Origin of the sequence: Saccharothrix sp. ALI-22-I (assembly GCF_001984175.1) — a bacterium.
Taxonomy (GTDB): Bacteria; Actinomycetota; Actinomycetes; order Mycobacteriales; family Pseudonocardiaceae; genus Actinosynnema.
Genome location: NZ_MTQP01000046.1, coordinates 13,100 through 28,259 on the forward strand (window position 1 = coordinate 13,100; position 15,160 = coordinate 28,259).

Consider the following 15,160-nt stretch of genomic DNA (forward strand, 5'->3'; position numbering starts at 1 on the left):
CCGAGACCGGCGAACGGACGCCCGCCGGTCGGCATCAACCGACGACGCGGACGACCGCGGACGAACAACCATGAGCAAGCCGATCACTCTGCACCGGGGGACCGCGCGAGCTTAACCGCACCTGATAATCGTTATCAACGGGGATTCCGACCTTGATCGAGGCCAACCCGTTGCGGTGGCCTGGCCGGAGGCCGGGCCTCGGTGATGCCCGGGCTGAGGCCTCCAAGCGCTCCCCGGTATCGGCTTGGCTCGGTGGTCCTACTCCCGCTCCGCCGACCAGCGTGGAGCGGGCAACGGGTGCTCGTGCAGGTGTGGTTCGAGGTCGTCCCACGAGGGCAGGGGGTCGTCGAACCGTCGCCACGCGGTCGGACCCGCCGCGAGTTCGGCGTCGGTGAGCAGTGCGGGGTCGAGCCTGCGGCGTGGTTCGTCGCGGTCGAGGTCGACGCCGATGAACACCAGCTCCTGGCGACCGGTGTCGAGCACCTCGCTCATGTCGTTGACCACCACCGCCACCCGGTGTCCTTCCCGGTTGGCCAGCACGTGGTTGAGCAGGGTGGTCTTGCCCGCACCGAGGAAACCGGACAGCACGGTGACGGGGACGCGACGGGGCTTGGGCGCAGCGGACATGATCACAATCTCGGTGTAGGGACGGTGGCGGATGCGGGCCGCCGGTGGTGGCGGCCCGTCCGGTCAACGTCCGGGAGTGTGCAGTTCTCCGTGTTCGCTGTGACGCTGATCAAGCCGCTGGTCACTGGCGCGTCTTCCCTGCGCCGAGCTTATTGCCTACTCTTCGCAAGTGCATACTTATTGCATCAGGGTGGCGACGCGGGATGACGTCGACGGCGCCCGCGTGGTGATGCTCGACGCCGTCTACCGGGACTTCGGTACCGGCTACGTGCCTCGTTGGCACCGCGACATCTTGGATCCCGAGGCGTTCTACCTGCGGTCTGAGCGGCACACCCTGCTCGTGGCGGTCGACGGGCAGGACGGGACGGTGGTCGCCACCGGGGCGTTGGATTCGCGAGGGCCTGCGCATCCGCCGAGTCCGCGGTGGCTGGCCGAGCGCTACCCGTCGGGGGAGACCGCCCAGTTGCGGCGCGTGTACGTCCGCCCCGAGCACCGGCGGCGGGGTCTGGCCCGGCGGATGGTGGGCGAGCTGCTGGACTTCGCGAAGGCGGACGGCGGTTACCGCGCGGTGTACCTGCACGCCTACCCGCATGCGCCCGGCGCGTTGGCCCTGTGGCAGTCGCTGGGCGAGGTGGTGTGCGACGAGCGGCACGAGGTGTCCGGTGGCGGGAGTGGGGTCGTCCACTTCGAAGTACCCCTCCATTGATTGATAATGAATTTCATTTACACTTCCTGCCTGTGACACCTCGGAGAACCAGGACCACGCGCTTCCACCGCCACCACCGACTGGCCGCCGGTCTGTTGGCCTGCCTGCTCGTCTCGGGCTGTTTCGCCCCCGGTGGCGGCTCGTCGGCGTCGGACTCGTCCGGCTCGGGGGACGGCGGTCGGCTCCGCGTCGCGTTCGCCTTCCCTCCCACGCAGAACTACTCGCCCTACGGACAGGACGCGTTCAGCCTGTCCCGGCTGGGCGTCGCGGAGGGTCTGACGAGGCTGGACGAGAACGGCACCGCGGTACCCGCGCTCGCCCAGTCCTGGAGCAGTGAGAAGGACGGCCGCGGTTGGCTGTTCACCCTGCGGGAAGCGAGGTTCCACGACGGCGGCGACGTGACGGCCGCCGCTGTCGTCTCCGCTCTCACCCACGCCACGCAAGCCAAGCCGGCGCCCGCCGCGCTCGCGGGGATCAGCCTGACCGCCGAGGCCGCAGGCGATCGGCAGGTGCGGATCAGCACCGCCGCACCCGATCCGGTGCTCCCGCAGCGGCTGTCGAACCCGAGCCTGGCGGTGTTCTCCGCCAAGGCGTACGAGAAGAGCGGCACCGTGGACCCGGTCGGCACCGCCACCGGCCCATTCAGGCTCACGAAGACCACCGGTACCACCGAGGCCACCGCCGAGCGCTTCGACGACTACTGGGGCGGGCGTGCCCAGACCTCCGGAATCGACGCGAAGTTCGTCGCGGACGGCGCCGCCCGCGCGAACGCCCTGCGCAGCGGTGAGGTGGACATCGCCGAGGCGATCCCGGTGTCGCAGATCGCCTCCCTGGACTCCGGCACGGTCCGGGAGGTGGCCACCGCCCGCACCACCGGCCTGTTCCTCAACGCCAGGTCCGGCCCGTTCGCCGACCCGGCGGTGCGCGCCGCGGCCCGGGTGGCGGTCGACACCTCGGTCCTGGCCAAGGACGTGTTCGAGGGGTATGCCGATCCCGCCCGTGGTCTGTTCGGGCCCGCGCTGACCTGGGCACAGGGCAAGCGGGTCGAGCTCACGGGGCGGGCGCAGGCGGCGCGGGTCGACGGGATCGCCATCACGCTCGCCACCTACGACAACCGGCCCGAGTTGCCCGAGATCGCCCAGGTGCTGCAGCAGCAGCTGCAACGGGCCGGTTTCACGGTGGCGCTGGAGGTGCGGGAGTCGTCGCGGCTGCTCACCGATGCGCTGGCGGGGAAGTTCGACGCGTTCGTCGGCGCCAGGAACATGATGCTCGACACCGGCGATCCGGTCTCGGTCCTCACCAGCGACTTCACCTGCGCCGGCAGCTACAACATGGCCCTGCTGTGCGACAAGGGGGTGGACGGGACCGTCGCCCAGGCGGCGACCATCGCCGACCTCGGCAAGCGGCAGGACGCGGCGATGGCGGCGGAAGCGGCGATCCTCGGCACCGACGCGGTGGTCCCGCTGGTCCACCAGAAGGCGGTCATCGGAGTCGGCGCCTCGGTGCGGGGGGTGCTCCTCGACCCGTACGAGCGCGCCTTCGTCGGGGCCGGGACCCGGCGCTGAAGGGGCGGACGGGGTTCATGCGGAGCAGTCGCACGCCCGCCTCCGGCACCGGCGGCGAGGGCGGGACGACAGCCGGCGTGGTGTGGCGCGGTGCGTCGGTCCTGTTGTGGCGAGTCGTGCTCGCGGCCGTCCTGGTGTGCGGGATCGGGCTGCTGCCGTGGCTGTCCCGCACCGATCCGGCGCTGACCGTGCTCAAGGCGCGTTCGGCCGAGCGCGACCCGACGCCCGAGACGCTGGCGGCGGTGCGGGACGAGCTCGGGCTCGACGCCGGGCCGCTGCGGTTGCTCGGGCAGTGGCTCGGTGGGCTGTTGCGTGGTGACGCGGGCCGGTCGTGGCTTTCCGGCACCGAGGTCATGCCCTCGGTCGTCCAGGCCCTCGGCGTCTCGCTGACGCTGATGACCGTGGCGCTCGCCGTCGCCGTGCTCACGGCCGCGGCGGTGTGCGCCCGCTCCCTGCGGCGTGGATCGCGGTTCGGGCTTGTTGGGCGGGCGGCGGGCGGTAGCGGCGCGGCGGTCCTGGCGGCACTGCCGGAGTTCCTGACCGCTTCCGTGCTGGCCACCGTGATCGGTGTCCAGCTCGGTTGGCTGCCCGCGCTCGGCTGGTACGGGTCGCAGTGGATGGTGCTGCCGGCGCTCGCGCTCGGCGTGCCCACCGGCGCGATCCTCGGGCGGATGCTGGACGACCTGCTGCCGGCCGCGTTCACCGAGCCGTGGGCGCTGGCCGCGGCCGGCCGCGGTATCCCGCAAGGAAGCCTCGCCCGCCAGGCGGTGCGGCGCTGTGTGCCGGGGATGCTGCCGAACCTCGGGCTGTTCGTCGTCGGCCTGACCGGCGGCTCCGTCGCGGTCGAGCAGATCTTCGACATCCCCGGGATCGGCCGGCTGACCCTGCAGGCCGCCATCGCCCAGGACCTCCCCGTGCTGCAAACCGGCAGCCTCGCCTTGATCCTGCTCGCGTCCGCCGCCGGGGCACTGGCCCGGCGCGCCGCCCCGCTGCTCCTGGGGCCGGCGCTGCGGGACGGCGCCCTGCAGTCCCTGCACCAGCCGGCACCACCCGCGCCCCGAACGCTGCCCTTGATGTACGGCATCGTGCTGCTCGGCGCCATCGTGCTGGGCCTGCTGCGCGACCCGCTGGCCGTGAACACCGCCGCGCGCCTGCGAGCACCGTCGTGGGCGCACCCGTTCGGCACCGACGCGCTGGGCCGCGACCTGCTGGCCCGTCTCGCGCACGGGGCGTTCGCCACGCTTTCCGTCGCGCTCGCGATCAGTGTCGCCGCGCTGGTCACCGGGGTGCTGCTCGGCCTGCTGCCCAGACTGTCCGGCCCGCTCGTCGACGCCGTCAACGCCGTACCGCCGGTCCTGTCCGGACTCCTCGTCACGGGCATCGCCGGCAGCGGTCCGTACACACCCGCGCTCGCCGTGGCCGCCGTCGCCTGGTCCCCACTGGCCACCCACGCCTCCGCGCTGCTGCGGCAGGAACGCGCCACCACCCACGTGGCGGCGACCCGCGCCCTGGGAGCCGGGCCCCGGTACCTGCTCCGCCGGCACCTGCTGCCCGCCGTCCTCCCGCCGGTCACCCGCCATGCCCTGCTCCGCATCCCCGGCATCGCGCTCGCCCTGGCCGCCCTGGGTTTCCTCGGTCTGGGCGCCCAACCGCCGTCACCCGAGTGGGGCCTGCTGCTCGCCGAGAACCTGCCCTACGCCGAGCGCGCCCCGTGGGCGGTGCTGGCCCCCGCCGCCGCGCTCGCCCTGCTGGGCGCGTTGGCGGTCACCGCAGCAGGCGGAGTCCGCCTCCCACGGTGGACACGGGCACGCGGCTCCTCGACGACAGAACGCGTCGATCCCCTTCCCGTGCCGAACCCACCCACACCGCGGCGACCAGAGCGAGGAACGACCCCGATGCGGCACACCACAGCCGTCACTACCCGTGAGGATTCCGCATGACAGAGGTGATCTCCGGGACGGTGAAGCGTTCCCGGGAACGAGGGCTACGGCGCGAGCGGACCTGGAAGACCCTGTCCCCGCTGCTGCGTCTGTTGATCCTGACGCAACTCGCCTTCAACGTCGGCTTCTACGCCGTCCTGCCGTTCCTCTCCGAACACCTCGGCTCCATCGGGATGGTCGGCTGGCTGGTCGGGCTGGTGTTGGGGCTGCGGACCTTCAGCCAGCAGGGCCTGTTCGTGCTGGGTGGTGCGCTCGTCGACCGCTACGGGGTGCGGCCGGTGGTGCTCGCCGGCTGCACGCTGCGGATCGTCGGGTTCGCCTGGCTGGGGTACGCCGAGCGGCCCGCGGCGGTCATCGGCGCGGTGCTGCTGATCGGCTTCGCCGCCGCCCTGTTCTCCCCGGCGGTCGAATCCGAGGCCGCACGGCAGGCGGTGACCTGGGAGCAGGCGGGCAACGGGCCGCGGACCAGGGTGTTGGCCCTGTTCACCGTGGCGGGCCAGGCCGGGGCGTTCGTCGGCCCGCTCCTGGGCGCGCTGCTGCTCGCCGTGGACTTCCGCACCGTCTGCCTCGCCGGTGCCGTGGTCTTCGTCCTCGTCCTCGCCGGGCACGCGTGGCTGATGCCGCAACACATCCCCGGCCGAGCCCGGGTCTCCGGGCGGGGCGGTGTGCGGGCGATGCTGCGCAACCGCCGCTTCCTGGCACTGTGCGGCGCGTACGGTGCCTACCTGCTGGCCTACAACCAGTTCTACCTCGCGCTGCCGGACGAGGTGGCGCGCGCCGCGGGATCGCAGGCGCCCCTGGCGTGGCTGTTCGCCCTGTCCTCCCTGCTCGTCGTGTCCGCCCAGTTGCCGGTCACCCGGTGGGCCGGGAACCGGCTGGACCTGCGCAGGTCCATGGCCATCGGGCTGTTGCTCATCTCCGCGGGCTTCGTCGTCGTCGCCGTCGGTCCGTCCGCGTGGACGGGAGTCGCCGGACTGGCACCGGCGGCGGGCTTCGTCGTCCTGCTCACCGTCGGCCAGATGCTGGTGGTCCCGACAGCCCGTGCGTGGGTTCCCGACCTCGCCGCGGAGGGCAGGCTCGGCCTCTACATCGGCGCCCTGTCCTCGGTCTCCGGCTTGATCGTCCTCGTCGGCAGCGCGGCAACCGGCTACCTCCTCGACCTGGGCCTCCCGCACGCCGTGCCCTGGCTCGTCCTCGCCACGATCCCGGCGTTGGCCATCGCACTGCTGCCCCGCGGCAAGGGAGTGCTCGACGAACGGCCGGAACGAGCAGTCGGCACCGAACGGTTCTAGCGTGGTGCCATGAACGTGTACGAACACCTCATCCCGGCTCAGCGGCGTGAGGTCGCGAGGGTGTCGCTGCACGCGTTGGGAGCCCATCGCGCGGACCACCGACGGCTGGATGTCCGGTGCAGTCGCAGCCACCACGTGGCGGCCGTGTACGACACGAGTTCGGGACTGGTCTACGCGGCATCGGCCGGGACTCAGGCACACGGGTCGCGTGCACGCGTCGACACCCCGCACCACGGCGACCGTCACGGTGCCGAACACGTCGACCTGCTCACCGAGATCGACACACGGGTGATGGACGACCGACTGCCGGCGTGGTGCGGCTGTGGGCCGCGGACGTTGTCGAGAGCCGACCTGCGGCGTGCCATCGCCGACGGCGAGCGGCACGTCCAACTCCTGTAACCCGGATGGCACTCGGACAGCCGGGAAACATCGGAGTCGTGCCGTGGACGGCCGGGGGTGAGCCACACCGGAGTGGCCAGCGTGGCTCACCCCCGGCCACTCCGGCAGTGCGACCGCGTCGATCGAGGACAGTGCTTTACCAGCTCTTTACTCTTGGGCCCGGGCCGGGTGATACTGGGCGGGAGGGGAGTACTTCCGCAGGGTCTGCCCGGTCAGTACGGACACCCCGTTGGTGTCCTCGGGAGACCGCCCCGGTGGGGTGAAGGAGACCTCGAACATTCGTGTTCGAGGAGGACCTGTGCCCTATTCGCCTGTTGTGCTGGCCGCTCCCGCCGAGTCGGTGGGGTCGCCGGGGTTGTGGTTCGTCAGCATCGCGGTCCTGGTGGGGCTGCTGGTCGCCGACTTCGTCGTGACCCGCCGCCCGCACGAGGTGTCGATGCGGGAGGCCGCGGGCTGGTCGGTGTTCTACCTGGCGCTGCCGGTCGTGTTCGGACTGTGGCTGTGGGCGGCGTTCGGCGGCGGTCAGGCGATGGAATTCCTGACCGGGTTCGTGGTGGAGAAGTCCCTGTCGGTGGACAACCTGTTCGTGTTCATGCTGCTGCTCGCGGCGTTCGCGGTCCCGCCGGCGGTGCAGCAGCGCGTGCTGCTCTACGGCATCGTCGGCGCGCTGGTGCTGCGTGGCGTGTTCATCGCGGCCGGCGCGGCGCTGCTGGCGGCCGGAACCTGGGCGTTCCTGGTCTTCGGCGCGATCCTGTTCGCCTCGGCGGTGAAGATCCTGCACGAGGCGCTGACGGGTGCGAGTGCCGCCCGGGACACCTCGCGGATGCGGTCGGTGCGGCTGCTGCGCCGGCTGATGCCGGTCACCGACGACTACCACGGCGCCCGACTGACCGTCCGCGAGAACGGGCGGCGCGCGTTGACCCCGTTGGCGGTCGTGGTGGTGGCGGTGTTCGCGACCGACGTGGTGTTCGCGGTCGACTCGGTGCCCGCGGTCTACGGCATCACCGAAGACCCCTACCTGGTGTTCGCCACGAACGCCTTCGCCCTGCTGGGCCTGCGCGCCCTGTACTTCGTGCTGCACAACGCGCTGGCCAAGCTCGTCCACCTCAACCACGGCCTCGCGATCATCCTCGCCTTCATCGGCGTGAAACTCGTCCTGCACTGGGCCCACGGAATCTGGCCGGGCGTGCCGGAGATCCCCACCCCGGTCTCCTTGGGAGTGATCGTGGTCGTCCTGGCCGCCGTGACGGTGACCAGCCTGCGTGCCGGGCGTCGCGCAGCGGAACGCGGACGCCGGTTCGGGGCTGTCGCACCGCGGGAGTGAACGATGCTCACCGACCTTCTCCTCGCGGGCTTGATCGAGTTGATCCTCACCGTGCTCGTCCTCGCCGCGCTGGTGATCACCTGCGGGGCCATGTACCCGCCCCGGCCACCGCGCGGACCACGCCACTGAACCAACCCCGTCGAACAGTCCGCCGCGGCCCAGGGGCGCCCGGTGCAGACCGGTGCGGTGCTGGCCGCCCTCGCCCACGAGGATGTCCTCGGCAGCGCGAACTGGGCCCGTTTGGCTGCACACCAACTTCCCCGACCCCCCGGACCTCAACCGCGCCCGGGACACCCTCGCGGAAGCAACACTTCCGCCTCTCCCGATCGGCCGATCCGGGTACTCGATCACGCCCTCCGGTGACCTGCTCACCGCACTGCGACACCTCGCGGAGATCGCCGTCACGGAGAGACTGAACCCCGTGCCGCCCGCCGCGCTCGCTCTGGCACTCGTCAGCGTTCCGGAAGCGGTGCTGCACGGCTGCTCTGCGCCATGGGCAAGATCGACGGAGAGGCCCTGAAGCAGCTCGTGCGCGAAGACCTCGGTTGACGACCTCGCGCATCGGCGGACCGAACAGGAGAGTTGATCGCGGCCGCTCCACCACGCAGCTGAAGTCGGCGGTTGCGCTCTCCGCGGACGACGAGAACCCGGGCGGCGCGGGTTCGGCGGGTGTACAGGTTCGTCCGCGGCTTGCTCCCGCTGACCTGCGGCATCGTCCTACTGCTCGAAATGCGCCGCCTCCTGCGACGCCAGACCTCAATCGCGGTGATCACGTCCAGGACCGACCCGCTGTTCCCCGTGCTCGGCCGATTCGAGCCGAGCAGGCTCACCGAACACGCCCAGGGAAGTACCCCTTCCTGCTCGGCACCATCCTCTCTGACGCAGGCATCAGCCCTACCCGGCTGTCGTGGATTCCAGCGTCAGCACCGCCGGAGCGGAGTCCGGCGAGAGGTAGAAGTGATCGGGGAAGTAGTCGATGTGTGCGTGTTCACCGACCGTCCCGTCCTCGGCCAAGCCGAGGACATTGCGCGCGAGCAGGCTCAACGCCGACCGCTCCCCGCTGATCGTCAACGTGGACCGGTCCACGTCGGAAGCGACCACTACCTTGCCGCTCGGCACGGTGTCGATCTCGACGGCTCCCAACACGAGGTCGTAGGGCGCGGGGTCGCCGGACTGGTCGAGCACGAACCTCCCGGTTCCGGCGTCGATGGCGTGGCCGAGTTCGGCCAGCGCGTCGCGGTCACCGCTCACTTTGATCTCATCGGTCTCGGGCGCGTACAGCACTCGCAACTCGGTCATGGGATGTCACCTGGTCGGAGGGTCGGAGGGTCGATCGGGGTGTGCGGGTCCTTGAGCGGCCCGGAGCGAATGGTAGTGCCGTTGACCTGGGTCTCCAGATTGACCTCCGACACCCGGTTGCCGGTCTTGTCGAAGGTGTAGTCGTACCAGTGGGGCGCGGCGCCGCCGAGTGTCGCGGTGCTCGGCGCGACCGCACAGTCACCGGAGGCCGGGGTGAACGCGCGGGTCATCCGGCGCAGGTGGTCGTAGCCGAAGCACGGCACGTCCGACCTGGGGCCCTTGGGCTGGTCGGCGATGCGGGTGATGATGCCCGCCGGGTCGTAGGTGTAGGTGCGGTCGGCCAGTCGGTAGCCGGTGGTGGTGTTGCGGTCGACGATCGTCTGGTCCGGGCGGCGGGTGCCCTCCTGGAAGTAGTTGGTCACCCACGACTTGTCCGCGCCGTCGCCGAGCGTGAGCCGCAGCGTCTCGCCGTACTTGGAGTACAAGTGCTCCTGCGCGTCGACCTCGATGCCGGACGTCTTGGTCGGCACACCGAGTTCGTTGTAGTCGGTGAACACCGCCTCCGCGGGCAAGCCACCCGCTTCCGGCATGGTGTTGGAGGAGACCAGCCCGGTGACGGGGGTGTAGCCGGTGCGGAAGGTGTAGCTGCGCGCCAGCCCGCCCTCGCGCCGGGCCGCCTCATGCTTCGCCCTTTGCGTGGCGCACGATGGCATCGGGACCGGGCAACATGACGGCTTCGTGCCCGTCCTCGAACCGCACCCGGTAAGGCGGCTTGCCGTCCGGTCCCAGTACTTCGAGGATCTCGGCGGTGCGGTCGTGCTGTCCGACGACCTTGCCGTGCACCAACAGCTCGTCACCGACGCTTGCCCGCATGGCACATCCCTCCTCTGCATGCCGACTTCCAGCATCGGATACCCCCGAACGGGCCGTGCCGAGCCTCCGGGCGAATGTTCGACACGAACAGGGATCACCTGCGGTAGCGGCGGCGCCGGAGGACTGGCCTCCAGGTGCCGGCCCGGCGTCCGACCGGAGTGCGGATGGCTGACGGGCTGGATCGGTGTGACGATCGACCCGTGAGCACGATGCGGGCGTGGCACGTGGACCGGCCCGGCCCGATGACGGGCAGGCCGTTGGCGATGCGCCGGGACCCGGTGCCCGAGCCGGGACCGGGGGAGTTGCTGCTCAGGGTGCTGGTCTGCGGGGTCTGCCGCACCGATCTGCACGTCACCGAAGGCGATCTGCCCGTGCACCGTCCGGGTGTCGTGCCCGGACACGAGGTCGTCGGCGAGGTCGTCGGGTCCGATGACGACCGGTTCGCGATCGGCGATCGGGTGGGTGTCGCCTGGCTGCGCGGCACGTGCCGGCGCTGCAGGTACTGCCTGCGTGGCGACGAGAACCTGTGCCCCGACTCGGTCTACACCGGGTGGGACGCCGACGGCGGCTACGCCGACTTCACCGTGGTCCCCGCCGACTACGCCCACCACCTGCCCGCCGGGTACTCCGACGCCGAGTCGGCCCCGCTGCTGTGCGCCGGGATCATCGGGTACCGGGCGTTGCGGCGGGCGGAACTGCCCGAAGGCGGACGGCTGGGCATCTACGGCTTCGGGGCCAGCGCGCACCTCGCGGCACAGGTCGCGCTGGCCCGTGGGGCCGTCGTGCACGTCATGACCCGCAGCGTGCGGGCTCGTGAGCTGGCGATGGCACTCGGCGCGGCGTCGGCGGGCGACGCCGCGGACCCGCCACCGGAGCCGCTGGACTCGGCGATCCTGTTCGCCCCGGTCGGCACGCTCGTCCTGCCCGCGCTCGAAGCGCTGGACCGCGGGGGCACGCTGTCGATCGCGGGTATCCACCTCACCGACATCCCGCCGCTGGTCTACGAGACGCACCTGTTCCAGGAACGGCAGCTACGCAGCGTCACGGCCAACACCCGGCAGGACGCCGCGGAGTTCCTGCGCTTCGCGGGCGCGCACCGGCTGGAGGTCACCACCACGCCCTACCCGCTCGACGCGGCTGACCAGGCCCTGACCGACCTCGCCGCCGACCGCGTCGACGGCGCCGCCGTGCTCGTGGGCGGCGCGTCGACGTGATCGAGTGCACGGTGGCGCGAGGCATCACCTGCCCCGGCGGCGCATCGTTGTTCAACTCCTTTCCGCACTTGTCACTTCCACACAGTGGAACTGCGCGCGGGTCTGTCCGTGTCCCCGTCAGGCATGGAGTGGGGCGCCGGGAAGCAGGCCGCCGCCCGGCACTCACGACCGGTCGGACGTGGCCAACCCGTTGACCGGACCGGTCGTGGCTGCGGCGTACCACGAGCGGGGTTTTCGGTGACGGGGTCAGGCGCTCCTGGACATCGGCACGGGCACCGCGTCGGCGTACGCGGCCAAGCGGCGGGTCAGGTCCCCGGCGGCGTGGTTCACGCGAGCCGGCACCGGCCGAGGTGCGTCACGCCGTTCGCCGCGGAACAGCCTCCCGGCCCACTTCGCCACCCGTCGCGGTGGCGGGAGCACGTCCCCGCCGAGGTGGTCCACGATGATCAGGTCCTCGCCGCTGTGCGTCTCGATCGCGGCCGACCAGCCGCGCTCTTCGTCCCACAGCAGGGCCGCTTCGCGGTCCGGGCGGGTCGGCAACCGTCGATCCACCGCCAGGTAGGCGCGGGCGGGCCGTTCGTCCCACACGTACGAGCACTCGCTGTCCAGATCCAGTGCCTCGGTGACCAGCCGGACATATCCGCGCAACCCCCGCGCCAAGACCTCGTCGCGGTCCAACTCCGCCACTTCTTCCCTGCTCCGCTCGGCTCGAACTCCCGGCCCTTCAACGCCAGGACGGGCTATCTACCCCGTATGGGTGACAAGCGAAACCACGCGGGCGGCACTGTTCCGATCCAGTGCCGGTTCAGCGCGGGTGGGCGGTCCCGGGCTCGTCGAACGCCTTCGGGGGAGAGGCGCTGAGGTACCGTGGTGATCACCGGGGCGCCCGCGCACCTGGCCCACACCCTGCGCCAACTCGACCTGCTCGCCGGGCCGAGATCGTGTCCTCGGCACCGACGCTGCGGGCTGGGCAGGTTCCGGCGCCCCACCCGGGCGGACCAGCGCGTCGAGCCGCGGCTGCCGGAGGTCCCACTGCGGGGCTGCCGCATGAGGTGACCGATCGCCGGGCGGGACGGCCGGCCCTCACCCGGGGCCTCGGTCGTCCAGCCAGAACATCCCGGGTGTGGCTGCGCCGTCCGGATCGGGACCGCGTTGCCCCGGTCGCGGCGCGGGCGGGCGTCGTAGCGGTCGGTCGGGACGCCGTACGGGGGAAGTGCTTCTCGGTGACGACGTCGCCCAGGCGTTTGGCCGACTCTGCGATCGGGTACCCCTCCGGCGTGTTTCCGCCCTGAGACCACTAGGGCGGGAAGGGATGGGTCATGAGCACTGTCGATCTCCCTCGGGACGGTGTCGATCTCGACCTGCCCGATACCCCTCCCACCCCGAACGAGCTGCTGAGACTGGTTGCCGGCACGTTCCCCGGAACCGGCGACGACCAGCTCGTGGACGTCCAGGTGGTCACCGCGCAACTGGTCGGCAACGCCTACCGGCACGCCCTCGCGCCACGGCGGCTGCGGCTGAGCCGGTTGCCCGACCGCGGCCTGGTCCTGGTCGAGGTCGACGACGGCAGCCCGAGCCTGCTGCCGGTCCTGGGGCGGCTCGACACCCCGCAGCACGGTCGCGGCCTGCTCATGGTCAACCGGCTGGCGGTCAACTGGGGATATCGACCCCGCGGTGACCGCAAGACGGTCTGGGCCGAAGTCCGACTCGTCTGAATCGTTCCGGCGCGGCGGGAGCCGGAAGGCGATCGGTGACACCCGACTCAGGTACGCCGCACTCCGGTGCGGGCTTCGCGTGCGACTGTCGGACCCGTGACGGCACCACGGTGATCACGGTGTCCGGGGAAGTCGACATCCGCGCCGCGGAGGACATCCAGGACCGCCTGGTGTGGGACGACGCCACCGGGTCGATCACGGCCGCGTTCGCCGACGGTCCCGCGACCAGTGCGGCGGCGCCGCTCGCGATCAGTGCGCCGACGAGGACGAATGCGGTGCGGCGTCTGTGCGGACGTCGAGGTGAGGTCGGATCGTGGAAAGGCCGTGTCATTGAACCCGTCCAGTGTGATTGCGAAGGGTTGTCGGCGCCATGTCGGGGCACCGCCCGCCCTGTTGCCCGAGCGGTGCCCCGACAGGTCTCGTGTCAGACGCTGCGGCGGGCGAAGCGCTGGTTGGGGCTGCTGGCGTTGTAGGTGTACTGGGAGATGCGGGCGCCGTCGGCGGTGGAGCGTTCCCAGACGTCCATGGCCAGGCCGGACTCCCGGTTGACGAGGCTGATCACGTCACCGCCGTGGTCGACCACGCGCCACTGCTGACTGGTGGCGCCGGTGTCGGCCTGTTGCGTGACGTCGGAGCCGCTGCCGGCGGCCTGGAGGAACAGGCCGCTGTGGCGGGCCTTGAGGCGGACGTGGCCGTCGGTGGCGGCGACGAGCTCGAACTGCTGGTTGGTGCCGCTGGTGATGGTCCGCTGGACGAGTCCCGCGCCGGCGGCGGTGGAGGCCCCGCTGATCTCGGCGGCCTTGCCGCTGTGCTGGGCGATGAGGGTGTAGGTGCCCGGCACGGTGGGCGTGGTGCCCAACTGGGCTTCCCACCTGGTGTTGGAGCCGGCGGCGTCGGCGGGGAGGCGGTCGCGTGCGGCGGTGTCGCCGTACATGGTCCAGCGGGCCCAGTCGACGACGGTCCTGGGGAAGCGCTGGTCGCTCCAGAAGCTGGTGTGGCTGCCGCCGACGAAGGTGAGGAACGCCTTGGGCCAGGTCATCTCGTTGTAGGCCTGTCGGGCCGAGTTGTACCCCGTGAGGGTGTCGCGGTCGCCGTGGACGAACAGGACCTTGGCCGAGATCGAACAAGGTCGCCGTCGGCAACGAGATCATCAACGGTTTCATGTACGGCAGCGAGGCGGCCCTCATCGGCACGACGAGCCCGCAGTACTTCGTCGACCAGGCCGACCTCTACCAGTCGAAGCCCGGCGGCGGCCTGCTGTGGCGGTACTGGGGTTCGACCGTCCCGGTCGAGCAGCAGCTCTACGACCAGGCGTGGGACCGGTTCACGACCCTGGCCGCCTCCGGGATCAAGGCCGTCCGCGACGCGTCGCCGAAGTCCAAGGTCGAGATCCACGTGATCGTCAACAAGGACCGGCTCGCCAAGACCATGGAGTTCTGGCACCAGTTCCTCACCCGGGTGAAGGCGAAGGGCCAGAACCCGGACGTGCTGGCCATCTCGTACTACTCGGAGTGGCACGGCACGCCCGAGGCGCTGGACACCAACCTGCACACCATGGCCACCACCTACCCCGACTACGAGATCGACATCGCCGAAACCGCCTACCCCGCCTCGGGCGGCGACGGCTCACCGATGCCCAACTCGCCCTTCCCCCGGACGATCCAGGGGCAGGCGGACGCCATCCAGCGGGTCTTCCAGGCCGCCAACGACGTGGTCGACAACCAGGGCGCCGGCGTGCTGGTGTGGGAGCCGGCCGGCTACCAGACGATGTTCCGGGCCGTGCCCGAACTGGCGAACACCTGGGAGCCGCACGCCTCCATCAACGTCTTCAACGCCAGCCGCGCCAAGCACATCCTCCAGGACACCGTCTACACCGCCACCGCAGTGCGCGCCGCCCCGAAGCTGCCCTCCTCCGTCCACCTGCTCACCACCGCCACCAAGAAGATCACCAGTGTCCCCGTCCGCTGGCAGTCGCTGCCGGCCGGCGCGACCGACACGCCGGGTGAGGTGACAGTCAACGGCATGACCGAGGTAGGACAGGTCACGGCGGTCATCGACGTCGTACCCGGACGCGGCAAACACGACGAACTCGACTCGACCACCTCATAACCGGACATCCCAAGACACAATCGTGCCCTGCCATCAAAGAAGGGGACCCTCCGGAGACCATCTGGAGGGTCCTCTGATCTCGACACCCGCGATCAGA

Annotated in this window: 15 protein-coding genes and 2 pseudogenes; 11 read left to right on the plus strand and 6 right to left on the minus strand. The window is 71.0% G+C overall.

Going from position 1 to position 15,160, the window contains the following annotated elements:
• Positions 1-480 precede the first annotated feature (480 nt).
• Positions 481-627 (minus strand): annotated as a pseudogene (locus ALI22I_RS50545) (GTP-binding protein); the annotation flags it as partial.
• 190 nt (positions 628-817) lie between these two features.
• Here ALI22I_RS50545 and ALI22I_RS07885 point away from each other — a divergent pair.
• The 7 genes from ALI22I_RS07885 (at position 818) to ALI22I_RS54525 (ending at position 7,982) form a co-directional block, all read left to right on the plus strand.
• Complete coding sequence (locus ALI22I_RS07885) at positions 818-1,333, plus strand: GNAT family N-acetyltransferase (protein ID WP_238598184.1); 516 nt, start codon at positions 818-820, stop codon at positions 1,331-1,333.
• A gap of 32 nt (positions 1,334-1,365) precedes the next feature.
• Positions 1,366-2,898 carry an ABC transporter substrate-binding protein gene (locus tag ALI22I_RS07890; protein WP_077004832.1) on the plus strand — a complete coding sequence of 511 codons (1,533 nt, stop codon included), beginning with the start codon at positions 1,366-1,368 and terminating at the stop codon, positions 2,896-2,898.
• 17 nt (positions 2,899-2,915) lie between these two features.
• The gene (locus ALI22I_RS07895; RefSeq protein WP_083751536.1) at positions 2,916-4,838 is read left to right on the plus strand and encodes an ABC transporter permease subunit; all 1,923 of its coding nucleotides are present in this window, start codon (positions 2,916-2,918) and stop codon (positions 4,836-4,838) included.
• On the plus strand, positions 4,835-6,130 hold the full coding sequence (locus ALI22I_RS07900; RefSeq protein ID WP_077004833.1) for an MDR family MFS transporter: 1,296 nt from the start codon (positions 4,835-4,837) through the stop codon (positions 6,128-6,130). Before ALI22I_RS07895 ends, ALI22I_RS07900 begins: the two co-directional genes overlap by 4 nt.
• A 9-nt stretch (positions 6,131-6,139) precedes the next feature.
• On the plus strand, positions 6,140-6,529 hold the full coding sequence (locus ALI22I_RS07905) for a hypothetical protein (protein WP_077004834.1): 390 nt from the start codon (positions 6,140-6,142) through the stop codon (positions 6,527-6,529).
• Between the two features lie 298 nt (positions 6,530-6,827).
• Complete coding sequence (locus ALI22I_RS07910) at positions 6,828-7,853, plus strand: TerC/Alx family metal homeostasis membrane protein (RefSeq protein WP_077004835.1); 1,026 nt, start codon at positions 6,828-6,830, stop codon at positions 7,851-7,853.
• Positions 7,854-7,856: 3 nt separating this feature from the next.
• Positions 7,857-7,982: a hypothetical protein gene (locus ALI22I_RS54525; protein WP_274522763.1), complete on the plus strand. Its 126-nt coding sequence runs from the start codon at positions 7,857-7,859 to the stop codon at positions 7,980-7,982.
• Positions 7,983-8,747: 765 nt separating this feature from the next.
• Here ALI22I_RS54525 and ALI22I_RS07915 read toward each other — a convergent pair.
• The 3 genes from ALI22I_RS07915 to ALI22I_RS07925 are packed head-to-tail and all read right to left on the minus strand — an operon-like array spanning position 8,748 to position 10,025.
• A complete protein-coding gene (locus ALI22I_RS07915) occupies positions 8,748-9,152 on the minus strand; it encodes an Imm32 family immunity protein (RefSeq protein ID WP_077004836.1) in 405 nt (134 codons plus the stop codon).
• Positions 9,149-9,865 (minus strand): hypothetical protein, encoded by a 717-nt coding sequence (locus ALI22I_RS07920; RefSeq protein WP_077004837.1) that lies wholly within the window; start codon positions 9,863-9,865, stop codon positions 9,149-9,151. The genes ALI22I_RS07915 and ALI22I_RS07920 overlap by 4 nt, the downstream gene beginning before the upstream one ends.
• On the minus strand, positions 9,831-10,025 hold the full coding sequence (locus ALI22I_RS07925; RefSeq protein WP_077004838.1) for a DUF1918 domain-containing protein: 195 nt from the start codon (positions 10,023-10,025) through the stop codon (positions 9,831-9,833). Before ALI22I_RS07925 ends, ALI22I_RS07920 begins: the two co-directional genes overlap by 35 nt.
• Before the next feature lie 209 nt (positions 10,026-10,234).
• Here ALI22I_RS07925 and ALI22I_RS07930 point away from each other — a divergent pair, with 209 nt between their 5' ends.
• Complete coding sequence (locus ALI22I_RS07930; protein ID WP_083751553.1) at positions 10,235-11,239, plus strand: zinc-binding alcohol dehydrogenase family protein; 1,005 nt, start codon at positions 10,235-10,237, stop codon at positions 11,237-11,239.
• A gap of 246 nt (positions 11,240-11,485) precedes the next feature.
• On the opposite strand, the gene ALI22I_RS07935 is transcribed toward ALI22I_RS07930, so the two are convergent.
• Complete coding sequence (locus tag ALI22I_RS07935; RefSeq protein WP_077004839.1) at positions 11,486-11,926, minus strand: DUF6292 family protein; 441 nt, start codon at positions 11,924-11,926, stop codon at positions 11,486-11,488.
• A 632-nt stretch (positions 11,927-12,558) separates the two neighbouring features.
• Between ALI22I_RS07935 and ALI22I_RS07940 the strand changes: the two genes are divergently transcribed.
• Complete coding sequence (locus ALI22I_RS07940) at positions 12,559-12,954, plus strand: ATP-binding protein (RefSeq protein ID WP_077004840.1); 396 nt, start codon at positions 12,559-12,561, stop codon at positions 12,952-12,954.
• 424 nt (positions 12,955-13,378) lie between these two features.
• Here the strand turns inward: ALI22I_RS07940 and ALI22I_RS07945 are convergent, their stop codons facing one another.
• A complete protein-coding gene (locus ALI22I_RS07945) occupies positions 13,379-13,993 on the minus strand; it encodes an RICIN domain-containing protein (protein WP_202970855.1) in 615 nt (204 codons plus the stop codon).
• A gap of 98 nt (positions 13,994-14,091) precedes the next feature.
• Here ALI22I_RS07945 and ALI22I_RS54530 point away from each other — a divergent pair.
• Both ALI22I_RS54530 and ALI22I_RS54535 read left to right on the plus strand, forming a co-directional pair.
• Positions 14,092-14,748: pseudogene (locus ALI22I_RS54530) on the plus strand (glycosyl hydrolase 53 family protein); the annotation flags it as partial.
• A complete protein-coding gene (locus tag ALI22I_RS54535; RefSeq protein ID WP_274522769.1) occupies positions 14,722-15,063 on the plus strand; it encodes an Ig-like domain-containing protein in 342 nt (113 codons plus the stop codon). The pseudogene ALI22I_RS54530 and the gene ALI22I_RS54535, both read left to right, overlap by 27 nt.
• The last annotated feature ends 97 nt before the right edge of the window (positions 15,064-15,160 follow it).